The organism is Thiocapsa marina 5811 (genome assembly GCF_000223985.1).
GTDB lineage: Bacteria > Pseudomonadota > Gammaproteobacteria > Chromatiales > Chromatiaceae > Thiocapsa > Thiocapsa marina.
In genome coordinates, this window is record NZ_AFWV01000032.1 from 1 (window position 1) to 15,450 (window position 15,450).

At 66.4% G+C, this 15,450-nt stretch carries 9 protein-coding genes; 2 read left to right on the forward strand and 7 right to left on the reverse strand.

Translation table 11 applies throughout. The annotated features are described in order from the left end of the window. The 7 genes from THIMADRAFT_RS23740 to THIMADRAFT_RS23770 form a co-directional block, all read right to left on the reverse strand. A partial coding sequence (locus tag THIMADRAFT_RS23740; protein ID WP_199484292.1) for a vWA domain-containing protein occupies window positions 1-1,616 on the reverse strand: 1,616 nt, incomplete at its 3' end. Window positions 1,617-1,656: 40 nt separating this feature from the next. Then, on the reverse strand, window positions 1,657-2,370 hold the full coding sequence (locus tag THIMADRAFT_RS23745) for an ABC transporter ATP-binding protein (RefSeq protein WP_007195686.1): 714 nt from the start codon (window positions 2,368-2,370) through the stop codon (window positions 1,657-1,659). A 21-nt stretch (window positions 2,371-2,391) separates the two neighbouring features. After that, window positions 2,392-4,449, reverse strand: a complete 2,058-nt coding sequence (locus THIMADRAFT_RS23750; protein WP_007195687.1) for a vWA domain-containing protein — start codon at window positions 4,447-4,449, stop codon at window positions 2,392-2,394. Between the two features lie 76 nt (window positions 4,450-4,525). Further along, window positions 4,526-6,055: a hypothetical protein gene (locus THIMADRAFT_RS23755; protein ID WP_007195688.1), complete on the reverse strand. Its 1,530-nt coding sequence runs from the start codon at window positions 6,053-6,055 to the stop codon at window positions 4,526-4,528. A gap of 36 nt (window positions 6,056-6,091) precedes the next feature. Beyond that, complete coding sequence (locus tag THIMADRAFT_RS23760; RefSeq protein ID WP_007195689.1) at window positions 6,092-8,737, reverse strand: virulence factor SrfC family protein; 2,646 nt, start codon at window positions 8,735-8,737, stop codon at window positions 6,092-6,094. A 21-nt stretch (window positions 8,738-8,758) separates the two neighbouring features. Beyond that, the gene (locus tag THIMADRAFT_RS23765) at window positions 8,759-11,734 is read right to left on the reverse strand and encodes a virulence factor SrfB (RefSeq protein WP_007195690.1); all 2,976 of its coding nucleotides are present in this window, start codon (window positions 11,732-11,734) and stop codon (window positions 8,759-8,761) included. Window positions 11,735-11,762: 28 nt separating this feature from the next. Then, window positions 11,763-12,917: a hypothetical protein gene (locus tag THIMADRAFT_RS23770; protein WP_007195691.1), complete on the reverse strand. Its 1,155-nt coding sequence runs from the start codon at window positions 12,915-12,917 to the stop codon at window positions 11,763-11,765. 287 nt (window positions 12,918-13,204) lie between these two features. Between THIMADRAFT_RS23770 and THIMADRAFT_RS23775 the strand changes: the two genes are divergently transcribed. Then, the gene (locus tag THIMADRAFT_RS23775) at window positions 13,205-15,265 is read left to right on the forward strand and encodes a DUF805 domain-containing protein (protein ID WP_007195692.1); all 2,061 of its coding nucleotides are present in this window, start codon (window positions 13,205-13,207) and stop codon (window positions 15,263-15,265) included. Further along, window positions 15,258-15,450, forward strand: a 193-nt coding sequence (locus THIMADRAFT_RS26915; protein WP_007195693.1) for a hypothetical protein, incomplete at its 3' end; no start/stop codon positions are given. The genes THIMADRAFT_RS23775 and THIMADRAFT_RS26915, both read left to right, overlap by 8 nt.

Sequence of the window (15,450 nt, forward strand, 5' to 3'; positions counted from 1 at the left end):
CGCGCGTTGCGCGCGAGGTCGCGGTATTGCGCCTCGGCGTAGCGGTGACCTGCCGCGGCGGCGGGGGACTTCAGATGAAAGACGCTGAGGGCGACCTGCTTCTCGCCGGCGATCGAGGCAATGCGTCGGGCGTCGAGTCCGTTAGTGGACTCGATGGGCGCGCCGCCGGCCCGCATGATCCGCCCGTCGAGGGCGCCGGCATCGGTGATCAGGATCAGATAGCGGGCGTCGAAGTCGTCCCAGCGGGTCTCGTCGAGCGCGGTCATGACCCCCGCGAAGGCGTCCTTGTCGAAATGGTCGGTTGAGGTGGTGGCGTCGTTCAGATCCTGCACCTGGTTCAGGAAGGTGCGCGCATCGGTGACCTCGGAGGGGTTGACGTAGAGCTGCGAGACATAGCCGAGCTGACGATTGCGCATCGGGTCGGTACTCTCGGCTCGGAAGGCAACCAGGCCGAAGCGCACGCGGTCGAGGACGCCGGCCTCGCGCAGACGCTCGTAGAGTCGGGTGATGGCCGCTTTGGTCTCGTCGATATAGGGCCCCATGGAAATGGTGGAGTCGATGACGAAGACGATCGCGGCACGGTAATCGCGCGCTCGGGTGGATGTGGTCTGCGCGGATGCGCCGCGGACGGTGCTCGAGGTGGGCTCGGCCTCGCTCACCGAGGCGATCTTGAGGATGTGCACCTCTTCGCCGGTCTGCGTGGTCGCCCGTTTTGAGTCCAGGACGGGGAGGAGGTAGAACGCGTCTTGGAAGTCGACATGGAGATCGGGTTCGAGGGCGACGACCCGCGGGTCGGACGCGCCGCCGGCGATGCTGCTCATGAGACCGCGGGCGACCTCCGCGGGATCCGGAGAACGCAGAACATTCTCCAGGGTTTCCTCGTCGCGGAAGAAGAGCAGCCGGTCCCGGACGCTGCCGCGATTGGTCAAGGTGAGGATGATCTGCTGTTTCCAGGGCACGGTCTGAGCGCTGTCGACCCAGCCGGTGATGGTGCCCCTGGCGTCGGGACCGATGCAGAGCCAGGTTCTATCGGACGCCTGCGCACGCCCGTAAACGTAGAAGAGGCTCAAGGCAGGGATGAGCGGGTTGTCGGATCTGCCGGCATTGTCCGGGTGCTTCGCCAGACGCGCTCCGGGTCGCGTGAGGACCCGCTCGTAGAGTGTCTTCTTGCCCGGCATCAGCAGGGGCTGTTTGCCGCACCTGCCGCCGCTTGCCACTCCGGGAGTGCGTTGACTGCCCGACGTTGGTCTCGGCTCGATTGGGGTCGTGGGTCGCGGCACCAGGTCAGGCCCGGTCAGGGAAGATGCATCGGCGGGTTCCGAGGGTCCGTGGCGCTCGGTGATGGCCGCGGGGCGCTCAGGCGGGTCAGGCTGTGCGAGATGGCGCCACATCCGATCCCTGTCGCTACCGGCACCCGTTCCGATCCCTGCGACTTCGACAACGCTCCCCCGGCCTTCGTGCTCCGCGCTCGGGTCGGTTACCGCGCCGCGGTCGAAGATCGCCAGAATGGCGAGCGCGATCAGGATGACCACTCCCGAGATGGCGCCGAGGCCGGAGGTCCAAGCGCTGCCACGCGATCGCGACGCGAGCCGCAGGCGGCGTTCCGAGAGAATCACGGGCGCTGCTCCGCGTCTCCAAGCCCGCTCGATCATCGGCTCACCTCCCGAACCGCCAGGCGAAACCGGTCTCGGGGTGGAGGTTGCTTCCATCGAGTCGGCCGATGCCGAGGGTCTCGACGCGGTCGACCTCATGGGTCGCGAGCAATACGCTGATGCCGTGACTGCGCGCCTGCTCGAGCAAGAGGGTCATGACTGCGTCGCCCAGGTTGGGATCCAGTGCCGAGGTCGGCTCGTCGGCCAGGACTAGGGCCGGGTGATGAGCGAGCGCGCGGACGATCGAGGCGCGTTGCTGCTGACCGACCGAGAGTTGGGATGGCTTCTTGTGCAGAAAGGGGCCGATGTCGAGGCACTCGATCATCCGGTCGAGGTCGGGGTCGTGCTTCGGCAGGCCCAGGGCGCGGCGGATGAGGGCAAGATTGCCGGCGACGCTGAGGAAGGGCAGGAGGCCGCTGGTCTGCAGGATGAAGCCCATGGAGGTCCCGCGGATGCTGCTCAATGTGCCGTGTCTGCGCCGTTGCCAGAGTCGGTCGAGGTCTTGCCTGTAGCCGTTGGCGCGCCAGCGAAAGCGCTCGGTGCGATGCGGGGCGGTGAGCAGCCCGAGCAGCTCGAGCAAGGTGCTCTTGCCCGAGCCGCTGCGCCCGGTGATGGCCACAAGCTCGCCGGGCTGGAGCTGGAAAGACGGCAGCTCGACGGTGAAGCATTGATCGCCTTGACCGCGGCTGTAGGACAAACCCTCGATGTCGAGCAGCATGGTCGTCGATCTCCCGATCTGTCAGGGCATGTCGTCGAGCGGGACCGGATAAACACTGTCTCCCGCCGCATCGGCGGTTTGAGCGAGATTCACCCAGCTCTCCCAGTCGTCGTTGTAGCGTGCGTATTGGCGCAGCTTGCGCTTGAGCGTGTTGATGAGCTCGATCTGCTTTTCGGGCCCCCAGCTCGTCCACGTGTCTTGTGTGAGACCCATGACCTGACTCTGGTAGGGCAGGTCTTCGAGGTATTCCCCGAGCAGCCCCAGGTCGGCGAGACGGGTGGCCTGTTTGGTCGTCCCCCGGGCGGCGTCGCGTCCGAACTGGGCGGCGAGCGAGCGCAGGCTGTCGAAGAAACCCTCCGGCTTGAGCATGCCCTGCTCGGAGGCGTTGACGATCTTCTGCAGCATCATCTGCAGGTCGCTCAGCTCGTTCTTGGTGAGCAGGACGCGCACCTCGACGGTTTGTTTGGTGGGGTCGGCAAAGTCGCGATCGCTGATCCAGGCCTCGAACAGGGTCGGGGTGCGGATGTCGCTGAGGCTGCCGAGATAGCGTAGCCGCATGGCGTGTCCGAGTGCATTGGCGATGGCGCGGGCGGCGGTCTCCGTGTCGTCCGGGGCGCGCTGGGCCGGCGTGGGGGCCGGGGTCGCCGGAAGGCTCGCGGCGGAGGTCTCGCCGACATTGGCGATGACCGACTCGGCGAGGCCATCGACGGCGCTGCGGAAGTCTTGGACGTCGCCGGCGGTGATCGGCAGATAGGCTTGGGTCTGGAAGCGCGCGTTGCGCGCGAGGTCGCGGTATTGCGCCTCGGCGTAGCGGTGACCTGCCGCGGCGGCGGAGGACTTCAGATGAAAGACGCTGAGGGCGACCTGCTTCTCGCCGGCGATCGAGGCAATGCGTCGCGCATCGAAGCCGGTGGTGGATTCGACCGCCGTGCCGCCGGCCTTCATCACCCGGCCGTCGAGGGCGCCGGCATCGGTGATCAGGATCAGATAGCGGGCGTCGAAGTCATCCCAGCGGGTCTCGTCGAGCGCGGTGATAACCCCGGCGAAGGCGTCCTCGTCGAAATAGTCGGTGGAGGTGGTGGCCTCGCGCAGATCCTGCACCTGGTTCAGGAAGGTGCGCGCATCGCTGACTTCGGAGGGGTTGACGTAGAGCTGCGAGACATAGCCGAGGTTGCGGTTGCGCATGGCGTCGGCGCTCTCGGCGCGGAAGGCGACCAGCCCGAAGCGCACGCGGTCGAGGACGCCGGCCTCACGCAGGCGCTCGTAGAGGCGGGTGATGGCCGCTTTGGTCTCGTCGATGTAGGGCCCCATGGAAATGGTGGAGTCGATGACGAAGACGATCGCGGCGCGGTAATCGCGCGCGGGGGTCGGATGCGACGCGGCCGGCGCGGTGCTCGCGGATGTGTCGCGGCCGGCGGTCGGGCCGAGATCGGCCTCGCTCACCGAAGCGATCTTGAGGATACGCACCTCTTCGCCGGAGCTGGTTAGCGTCTGCTCCGACTCCAGGACCGGCAGCAGATAGAAGCGCTCGTTGATGTCGATGTAGACATCGGGCTCGACGGCGACGACGCGCGGGTCGGATGCGCCGCCGGCGATGTTGCGCGTCAGCGGGCGGGTGACGTCGGCGGGGTTGGGGGAGCGCACCAGACCCTCGAGGGTGTTGCGGTCGCGGAAGAAGAGCAGCCGGTCGCGGACGCTGCCCGGGTTGGTCAAGGCCAGGGTGAGCTGCTGTTTCCAAGGCACGGTCTTTGCGCTGTCGACCCAGCCGGTGATGGTGCCTTTGACGTCGGGGCCGATCTTGATCCAGGTGGAGCCGGCTGCGTTGGCGCGCTCGTAGACATAAAAGCGGCTGAAGGCCGCGATGAGCGGGTTGTCTGACTTGCCGGCGTCGCCCAGGCCCTTGGCCAGACGCGCGCCGGGCCGGGTCAGGACCCGCTCGTAGAGTGTCGTCTTCCCTGGCATCAGGAGCGGCTTGACGTCCGCACGCGCCTCGCGGTTGGGCATCATGCCCAACCCGACGCAGAGGGATACGACGAGCAACGCCGTGGCTATGGCTTGTGTGTTCGGTCTCGCGATCATCCTCGGCACATCCTCGTCTGCCCGTCCAGGTCCGCGGCGGCGGCCGCAACCTGGGCGGTTGCCCGCGGCATGGAACTCATGGGCGGTTCTCGATACGGCGGAGCGACTCGCCGGTCGTCGGATCGATCGGGGCGCCGACGCCGGTCGGTAGGGGCCCGAGCAGCCGCTGAATCGCCACCTCCGCCTCCGCGATGCCGCCGTCGGCCGCGAGACTGTAGTAGTTCATCGCCTGCTCCGCATTGGGTCGATCGATACAGGTCGACGGCTGGAAGCCCGACGGATCGTAGAGCTGCGCGACGCTCGCCGCGATCTCGGGACGAGCCTCGGCGGCCTTGGAGTACAGCAACAGAAGCTCCCCACAGTTCGGTCGGGCCGCGCTCTTGATGCGCTCGACACGGACCCGGTAGGCCTCCGGATCGCGCGCCGTCGTTCCCATGTCATCCAAGGTCAGGCGCGTTTCACCGTCCACCTCGGGGGTCGGTTCGGGGATGGCGGGTGCGACGATCGGCGGCGTTTCGGGCGCGGGCTCGATCTCGATATCCGGGTCTTCCGCCACGCCTCCGACGACGGGCGGTTCGGCACCGCTCGGCTCGTCCTCGGGTTCGAACTCGAGATTCGGGCCGTCGTCCGGCGGGGCGTTCTCCGGCGGCACGTCTGACGACGGCGCCCCACCGTCCGTGCCGTCCGACTCGGGAGCGTCGATCGGGCCTGCCGGGGTCTCGGGTGAGGCCTCGGCGATCCGGGGGCCGGACTCCGGATCAGGTCCTGATCCGGGCTCCGTCATCAACCAGGCCGCCAGTGCCACGCCCCCGAGCACCATGGCCAGACCCGCGGCACTCCGGGCGCGCACGCGGGACGAGGCCAGTGGCTTCTCCGGGGTTACGATCGGGGCCGCGCCGGGGGTGGTGACGCGCGGCTCGGGGTCGAGAACCAACAGGAACCGCGTGCTGTTCCTGTCCGATCCGCCGGCGCGATCGGCGAGTGGTGGGTAGAGACGCAATTCGCCGTCTCCGGTGTGTGCACCCCAGCGCACCCGAGCTCGCGACGGCGCGCACTCCGTCAGCTTGATCAGGGCGCCCATCTCGTCCGCGGTGCCCTGGAACCCTGTCGCCGCGCCGCCGGAGACGCGTTTCAACCGGCACCAGGGCGCTTCTTGGTCGGCGCTCGTCTGCGCGGGCGCGAGCTCGATCGTGTCGATCTCCGCCGGGATGGTTGCGCCTTGGACCTCGATCGCGACCAGATGAGGTCCGGGAGGGGCAGGTCCATCGGGAGGGCGGGTGATGAGCTCGCCCTTGATCCGAAGCACGCCGTCCTCCGGGCCGCCGCCGTCCCAACGCACCGTTGCACCGAAGGCGTCCCGGCTCGCGACCTCGGCAAGCGCATCGACGAGTGCGGGACCCGCGCGGAACGCGATGCCCGACCCAGGCAAGCGGTGGAGGCGATGCCAATACGGCTGGGCTTGCCAAACCCCGTCCTCGCCGATGAAGGCCTCGTCGGAGCCGCGTCGAATGCTGATCTCGATTTCTTGATTGGCGATGTCCGCGCCCCGGATCTCGACACGGGCCTCACCGGGCGCAGTTGCGGTGGCTTGAAGGAGGATTGGCATGGTCCTGTCCTCGTAACGGCAGATGGACTGGGGCGATTAGACCGGCGACGGGGCGGCGCCGGACGCCAGCTGACCCTTCAAGGCGTCCAGGATCCGTCCGAGACGTCGGTTCTGCTCGGGCGTGATGTCCTGGCCGGTCGTGTATCCGGCATTGTTGATGGCCAGGGCGACGAACGCTCTTAGCCAATCGCCGATGAACGCGTTGGTGAAGGGCTCGGGTTCGGGCGGAAGGGTCGGCAGCTCGCCGGGCGGGATGGCCGGCGGGACGGGAAAGAGCGCCGCGAGGCCCGCCGATTTCCCGTCCTCGCCCGGCGCGAAGGTCTCGAGTCCATCGACGAAGTCGCAGATGGCCCCGTGAACGAGCGCGACCTGCCGCGCGGCCAACTGTTCGCGCTTGATCCCGGCGATGCGCTCGTTCTCGTCCAGTGCGGGCGTGATCGAGCGTTCGAGTCCGAGTCGGTCCGCGCCGATGATCAGTTCCTTGACAAGGATGTCGAGAACGCCCCCCGCCTCGCCGGTGAGCTCGAGGGAGGTCAGGATGTCTCGGTCCTCGACGAGCTCCCGCAATTGGGTCACCCAAGCCCGGACCGCATCGCGCGCGAAGCTGCCGGCCTTGCCGGCGTCGTCCGTGATCGGGCTCTCGATGATGTCCCCGAGATCGATGGGTGACCAGCCCTTGGGGGCGGCGGCGGGATCGCCGTCGGGCAATCGGTCGTTTTCGGCGGAGCTGCGCAGATAGAGTCCACGCAGATCCTCGCGGGAGGGTTGCAGGAGGTCGAGCAGGTCGCCGCAATGAATCGGCCGCGCCCCCAGCGCGCGCACGACCTTCGCGGCCAAACGCTGCTTGTCTGCCGCGGCCTCCGCACCCCGGGCTTGATAGTAGCCGTGCAGGAGCCCGACGATATCGTTGGCGAGCGTCTCGATGCGCTCGGCGATGTCGGTCTGCCGGGCAGCGATGTCGACCGTGTGCGCCAAGTGTTCGGCGAGACGCGAGAGGCCGCCGTCGTTGAGGCTGAGCATCGCGTCCCAGGCCTCGGCCGGATCACGCACGTATTTGCGGATCAACTCATGCTCGCAGAAGGTCTTGCGAAGCGTTGTCAATTGCGGTGCCTTGCCGGTCAGCACTTCGAGCTCTCGCTCCCCGTCGGTGCGAATGACAGCGCCGGCCAAGCCGGGCTTGCGCACGAGGAAGAGGTTGTCGAAGCAGCGGCCCGGTGCCCACTCGCGCACCCACTCGTAGCGGCCGAAACGCTCGAGCAAGGCGAGCTTGATCATGCCCTCCCAGCCGTTCTTCATCAGCTCGGGTGTCTGACCCGGAACCACGTCGAGTCGCTGGTCGAATTTGGTGAGCGCCCAGAAAAGGCCCGTGCGGCGCTCGGTACGGGCCGCGGGTTCCCGGCCCTGGGTGGCGTGGACCCAGGACTCGATGACCGGACCGAGATCGTTCACGTCGCTCTGTTGATTGGAGGGGGCGCAGAGTACCAGTGCGCCCATCTCCAGATCTTCGGTGTAGCGCTCGAACAGATAGGCGACCTTGCCGCGAAGAAACAGCTCGGCGACGGGATCGATCTGATCGTCGTGAAGCTCGCGGCGCACGTCTTGGAGATCGCCGATGGACAGACGGCCGCGGTAGCCGGGAAAGTCCAGGATGTCGACCTGCTCGAGCAGGTCGACCCTGGGCGCATCGGCGAGCGTGAGCGCGATCTCGGCGGTCAAGGCGGCCAGGACCGAACGCGGGATCGAGATGGTCTCGACGGCGGCGGTATCGCGAACAGGGCGCACCTTCAAGGTGTCGTCCATGTCGCGCCCGAGGCGTTCGAGGATCTTGACGTCGACCAGGCTGGCCTTCGGCGTCCAGTCGCCTTCGGCGTTGCCTTGCACGAGGGCTGCGATCTCGCAATCGAGTGTCGTGGCGTGGTCGATGCGGCCGAGGGCCTCGCAGAGCAGTTTGAAGGTGGCGGTCAATTCGGGGATTTCGCCCCAGAGCAGGGCGAAGAGGTCGGCGCGGCCCTCGTCATCGAGCCGGGGCGCGAGTGCGCCGGCGCTGGGCCAGAAGTCGGATCGCAAGGACTGGGTACTGCGCGGAAAGCGTTTCTCGAAATAGTCTTGTAGATCGACGACGTCGTCGGCATCGAGGCCGGGCAGCGGGGACGAACGCCGATGCGACTCGAGGCGCGTCAGGTGTGCACGGATCTTGGCGGCATCCAGGTCTAAGGGCGCGCGCTCGCGGTCGAAATCGTTGAAGAATGCGTTACCCAGGACTTTGATCAGATCGGCTTGGGAGAAGATCTGCAGACGCACCGGCAGCTCGGCGCTCGACGAGGCGGGATGGCGCGTCAGGCGCGTCACCAGTCCCGTGGCCTCTTTGCCGCCGCCGGGGGGATTGATGTGGGTGATGAAACTCAGACGCTCGGGCCCGACGGCGAGATCGAGGCGGCCTTCGGCATTGGCTGCAAACGCCGAGATCAAATAGGATTTCCCGGCCTGAGAGAGGCCGAAAAACCCGATCGCGAAGCGTCGTTCGGCCGCCCGCGCGAGGCTGCGCGTCCGGTTGCGAGCGCGCCTTAGACGGGTCATCAAACTGCCGGATTCACGGTCGAGCCGAGCGGAGTCCCGTCGATTCGTCTCGATCCAGTCGATGGCCTGACCACAGGCCGCGCGGATATCAGGGCCACGTGGCATCTGAATCACCTTTGTTGGTGGTTAGCTGGCAATGCTGCCGCTGTCGAGCCAATAGTTGTCGTCGCTCAGTCCAACGGTCGCCAGGGTATTGAGCCGCAGCCTGACGGCATCCGATTGGACCATGGGTCCGCCTTCGACCTGGATGCGGTCGACGCAGAGATACTCGTTCTGCCCGGACTCGCGACAGCGTTGCAGCCAGACCAGCAGCCGACCCCCGTCGCGGAACACGGGTCCGAGGACGTCTTTGTCCACCTCGACCTGGTAGAGGGGGGAGGCGGCCCAACGATCGAGTGCGAGCTGACGGTAGCCCAGGCGCGTGGTCCCGAGGACCGGAAAGGCGACGTCCGGTACCTGATAGTCGGGGTCGTCCAGGCGGATGTCCGGATAGATCAAGTCGGCGGTGCTCATCACCATGTCGTGACCCAGGATGCCGAGATGGCGGATCGTCGAATAGGCCCGGAACGCGCTGGCCAGGAGAAAGAAATTCGGCAGATGTCCCTGCGCGAGCATGCACAACAAGGCACCGACTGCGGCGGTGGTCTTCGGGTCGCCGATCTGGCCGCGTCGGTTGAAGGGGTACCAACTGCCGGTGCGGTATTGGTGGAGCGGAATGATCCGATCCGGCGGCAAAGGCAGGAGCGCGCGAAACAACGATTGGATACCCGGCAGCCGGGAGGGTCGCCCGGTCAGCAGGAGGATATCGCAATCGTAGCGGTGCACCACCTCGCACAGGGACCGCAGACTGCGCCCGAGATCGAAGTGGTTGTCCAAAAACATCCGATGGATACGTGCGAGATCGATGACGACCGGGATCGCCAAGGGGTCGAAGGTGCCGGCCTTCGCGTCGCCTTCGTCGCGCAACCGGCGTCGCACGAAGTCGACGACCGGCTGCGATGGACCGACCCCGCCGCCTTCGCGCATCAACTCGCCGAGCGTCGTCGTCTCCGGCGGCCCGTTGCGCAGGGCGTCGTAGGCCTCGTAGCGTTTGAGCACCGCCAGACCGGCAGGATAGATGATCTGGACCACCAGTTGCTGGCGCAGCACGCTATCGCGCACGTCGAGATGCTCGCTGCCGATCAGGGTCGCAACCAGTGCCTGCGCATCGATGATGCCCATTTCATGGAAGTGACGCTCCACGGCCGAGATCAGGATGGCGCGGATGACCTCCAAGAGGATATCGTCGCCCGCGATCCGGAAGCCGTCCCGGAAGCGCTGTTCGGGCACGATGTAGGCCGCCTTGCCGTGTCCGGCGTCGTCGATGCGATAGTCGTTGATCACCAGGTCGGTGGTACCGCCGCCGATGTCCACACTGGCCAGCGTGACTCGCCGGGCGGTCCGGCCGCGATGGCGACGGGCGAGATGACCGAAGAAGACGTCGGTCTGGCCGCCATAGTTGTTTTGGCTCTCGTTATAGAGATACACGACCTGGCCGCAGGTGGCCTCGTCCCATCCGACCTCGACGCGCGGCAAGGGCGGCCAGGCGCTGTCGGCACCGGACTCGTCGATCGGATCGTCCTCCGGGTGCCAGCCCATCGCCTTCCAGACGATGCCGAGCGCCTCGCGAATCCGGGTTTCGAAGATGTCACGTTCCTGCTTGGGCATCGAAGGGGGCACGGTAAGGATGATGGAGCGCAGATGGCGCGGCAGATCCGACAATGGCATGCGCAGACGCTGGCCCGCGCTGTTGATCTGGCACAATGCCTGGGCCAGCACTTCCGCGAGCATGAAGGTCATCATGGAGCTGCGCGAATAGTAGGGCTGGAAGACCGGGATGCGCTCGCTTTCGGGGAGCATGAAGAGCGCGCGACCGGTCTCGTCGATCAGCATCGACATGGGTGGTGCGACCGCTTTGGGCTCGATCTCGGCGCGGGCGTTTGCGCTGTTGAAGCGCCATCCGGTTTGATGCCGATCGGTGTCCCAGAGGTAACGTTTGGGGCTGGAAATGCCAGTCGCGCCCTCAGTTCCGCGGCGCGCGCCCGACAGCCTTGCGGCCTCGGGACCGACGCGTCCGATGGTTGGCCACTGAAAGGCGCCGGAGCGCCCGCTTTTGACCGCCCAGCGCGTCTTGCCGAATACGGGCTGAGCCAGCTCCACCCGACTCTCGAAGGGCTCGCGATAGACCCGATGACCCAGCGACAGATCGCGGAGCTCGAGCTCGTACCGCCATTTCATCCCGTCGACCTCCTTCGGGTGGTTCTCGACCAGGATGCCGAATGAACGCGAGTTGCCAATGTCGAGCACCATGTCGACGTTCAACGCTTGATCGTGGGTGTCGCCACGGAGATCTCCGACGAGCTTGATCTGAGGCACGCCGGCCTGATCGCCGATCAGGGCCAGCAAGTTCAGGTAGTGGGCGTGATGAGCCAGCCGCTCCTTCTCGCGGGTCAGGTCGTCCGGCGCGAGCTTCAAGATGGTCTCCGCGCCCTCATCGAGACACTCGAGCAGCCAGCCGTCGACCCAGGGCAGCGCCGGGAACCAGTGGACATGGACCGAGGAGTAAGCGAGCGCGAAGACCACACCGGATTGCACGTCGGCGAGTGCGGGGGCGAGATATCGGCGGGCCGCATCACCGTCCAGCACACGGGTGTCGATCGCCAGCGTGAGCCGATGGGTGTGTCCGTCGGGGTCGCGTTCGTCGGGGCCGAGTGCGACGAGCCGTCCCCGCGCCCACGTCTCCGGACCGTTCGCATAACGATAAGGCGGGTTCAGCCGCAACAGAGGCAGCGGCAGCCATGCACCGTCGAAGAGATCGAGGCTTTGCTCCGTGCGGGCCTCGAAGCTCGGCTTGGCCGTCTGCCCGGGTTGATCGGGACGTGCCCAGAGGTGCTTTTGCACATCGTAGACCAGCCGCAACACGCTGGAACCGTCATCGCTCGGCACAAACTTGCCGGTCGGCTCGCGCTTCGCATCCAAGGTCAGACCGAAATCGAGAAACTGTACGCCGCTGTTCATCACCAGGGTGATCTTGCCTGCGAACCGATCCAATCTTGCTAGCATGGCGCTGCTCTCTGGTGTCTTCGTCTGTTCAGTCGGGTTGTCTCAGGAGCTCCACGCGGACCTCCTCGCCATCCGGGTATTTGCCCGTGCAGCTCGATCGCTGATCTGTAGTGGGCTGGCAGGTCACGGTGACCCCGTAGTAGGGGGGAAGCCCTGAATCCGCGGGGCACCTGACGTCCGTCAGCGGCGTCAGCACCAGCACGCGCCCGTCGAAGCTCGCGGTCACGTCGGCCCGGCAAAGGGTCCCGTCCTGCTCCTTGACCAGGACCTCGCCGCGACCGGCTTGCATACGGTAGGTAAGCTGGATGGGTTGCCCGCTCGCGTTGTCGGTGAGTTGATCTCCGAGCGCACGCCATTGGCCCGTGAGGAAATCGGTCGAGCCCGTCGCGATGGCATCGATCGGGATGACGATGGGCTCCCCCGGCTCGTCCTCGCCCGGCGCCGGCCACTGTGACCCCGGGGGTGTTTCGTCAGCGGCGGCTCCAGGCTCGTCGGGTGCCGTGTTCTCGGTGCGATCGCGCAGGAGGACCAGGCCGAGTGTCAACAGCAGCAGCGCCCCGACAGCGCCTACCGTCAGCAAGCGCGGTTTCCGAGCGCTAAAGAGCCGGGAGACGCGATCGGCGAGGGACGGGGGGGGGCGCATCCGCTGCGCGTCGGTAGGATGGCCGATGGTGATTCCATCCCCGAGCGGGGCGGTCGGATCGCTCTCGGCGCGTCGGGAGAAGCCCCAGAAGGCGATCACCGGGCGATGATCGACGAGGAAGAGATGAGACGCGTCCGGGTAGGTCATCACCTGCCTCAGCAGTCTGGCCAGACTCTGACGCTTGCGCTGCACGTCTTTGGACGACCCGTCATCGCGGGACATCTCGTCGGCAAGCGCGGTGATGCGTCGCTCCACCTCGTCGAGTCGAGCCTTGGCGGTCGCCAATTCGTCTTCGGCGAGGCTCGACCAGCGTCTCACTGTCCCCGGGTTCGGGGCGTACCAGTCGAAACGGCTCCCGGATTCATCACTCTGGGGAATCGCCAAGGCCGCCGCGACGTCGGGGCCGAGCCGCTGCTCGATCGCGTGCCGAAGCTCCGGGGCCGAACGAAAAACTTGGTCGCCGCCCTCCCCGAGCGGACGTAGTTCGGTGAGCGTGCCGCTGTCCAGAAGCGGGCCTATATCCGAATGTTCCCTGTGCATGCGCTAACGTCTGCGATAGGTGACAATTCACCGACGCAGAATAGCAGTATTTTCAACCTCCGAAAACGAGGCGTTTCCGCTTGAGCGCAGAATGCCCACGATCGTCCCGAACGAGGATGATCTGCGCTATCCTGTTTCGAGCCTGAACCGCTCGGTGCGTCGGGATCTGCGACGGTTGGGCCGAATCAAGACCAGAGCGATGCGCTTTCCCGGCACCGCCTGGGTTGTCCGATGCAGGTCGTTTAGGGAGGCGGGTGCGAAACCACCCGGTCCGCAAGGAGAAGCGCATGTGCTGCCGTCGATTACAGGCTTTAGGGGCGCTCGTAATTGCGTTGTCTCCGCTCGGGCGAGAATGGCGTGCCGCGACTCTGAGGCGCCGCGCCCTTTCCTATCTGCTCCTGCTCCTCATCCTCCTCGGCCCCCTGCCGGTGCCCGCAGCTGCGGTAGCGCCGAGCATTACCTGGGATCGTGAGTTCTTCAATCCCCAACCGCGGCCGGATGACGTGCTGGTGCCTTTGCCCTGCGGCGGGGCGATGGCGTTTCGATGGGTGGTGACGGACGGAGCGGTGCCGTCGGAGGTGGCGTCGGGGCTGAAGGTTCTCTACGGGCTGAGCGGACCGTTCGTGCACGAGGACCCGTCGACGGGTGCGCGGCAGGCGGCGCTGTTGATCGGCAAGTACGAGGTCAGCATGTTGCAGCAGTCCGCGATGCAGGCTGCTGCGGCGGGGCCTTGTCCGCCGGTCGATGCGGCCGGGCGGCAGGTGCAGGGTCGGGTCGCGTGGCAGGATGCGGTTCAGGCGGCGGCAAACTGGAGTGCCTGGCTGGAGCGTCAGGCCGGCGTTCTGCCCGATTGCGCACGCGCAATCGGGCTGTGCCTGCCGCGGGTGGACAAGGGGCGGGTTGTGGCGCGGCTGCCGCGCGAGGTCGAGTGGGAATTCGTCGCGCGTGGCGGACGGGCGGTCACCCCGACGCAGTTTGCCGATCCGCGCTATCCGATGCCCGAGGGCTTGGATGGGCACGCGTGGTACGCCGGCAATGCCGAAGGTCGGCCGCGCCCGATCGGCTATCGCGCACCGAATCCGCTCGGGGTTCATGACATTTACGGCAACGTCGAGGAGCTGCAGCTGGCGAGAAACCGCGACAGCCGTTATCCCGGCCAGGTCGGTGCGGCGGTGATTCGGGGTGGGAGCGTGCACACCGAGGGCGAGGATCTGAGTGCGACCCGCCGCAGAGAAGTCCCCTTCTACGGTCCCGGTGGCGTGAACCGTGCTCCGGACAACGGCTACCGGTTGGTGCTCGATCGCGCGCCCGGCGCCGTCGTCCCCATTGCACTGGCGGGTATTCCGGTGGCCCCGACCGCAACCCAAGCCGTGGTCGGCCATCTGCAGATCAACGTCGATGTGCCGGCGACGGTGCGGCTCGATGCACATGCGGTCGGAACCGCCGCGCCCGGTGCGCCGCTGGCGCTGACCAATCTGGCCGTGGGCGAATACCGCCTTGAGCTCGAGTCCGAAGGGTATACGCGAGTACATGAGAAACACCGTGTGGAGGCCGATCGCTGGACGCAGGTGGCGGTGGCGATGCAGCCGCACGTGACCCTGCCCGTGCCGCCGCCCGCCCCGGCGGCGGCCCCTGCCCCGGCGTCGGCGTCGGCGTCGGGAGCCGACGCTCAGAGAGAGGGCGCGGCGTCTGTGATGGAGAGTTTCTTACCTGTCTTCGGGGTGGTTCTTATGATCTCGCTGGCCCTGATGATCTGGCGCCGCCGCTTGGATTATGCCGGACAATGGGCGCAGCCATCTTTTAACCCCACTTCAGCCCGGGACGCCGATTCACCGGGGTTCGATCGTTCGATGTGGTCGACGATCGGTCAGTCTTCCCGGCGGGAGGCATCAAGATCGAAATCCCGGACTAAGCCTCCCGGTCAAGAGGCCGGCGTGACCGGAGCGCTAAGCGCGTACTTCGATGCGTGGCGCAAGTATTCGGACTTCAAGGGGCGCGCCAATCGCACGCAGTATTGGTCCTTCATGTTGATCAATCTCTTTGTGCTGGTCTTTCTTTCGGATCCCGATGGCGGATTCGCATTCATGTTCTATTTGATCGCGATCCTGCTTCCTTCTCTTGCCGTCACCGTGCGCCGCATGCACGACAGCAATCATCGCGGTTGGTGGTTGCTCGTTGTCTTGATCCCCAATCTGGGAGGGATCTTTCTCCTGGTCGCGCTCTCGTACTTGACGCTCCGTCAAGGCACTCCTGACGCCAACCGTTTCGGAGCTGTCCCTTGCCGATCGGCCAGCGTAAAGACCGCAAGTTCATGGCGTGCGCGCGGACGCGATGATTGGAATGACTAAGCGTAACCACAGGGTTCTCGGGCGCCCCGTCGGCATTGATCTGCATGTGGTGACCCTTCTGTCGGTGCTCATCCTGAGCGCCGCAAGCGCGGCACAAGCGGTGAGCTGGCCGGATGCCGCGTACAACCCCCGACCCGCCCCCGACGATTGGCTGCTGCCCTTACCCTGTGGTGGTGCGCTGGCGC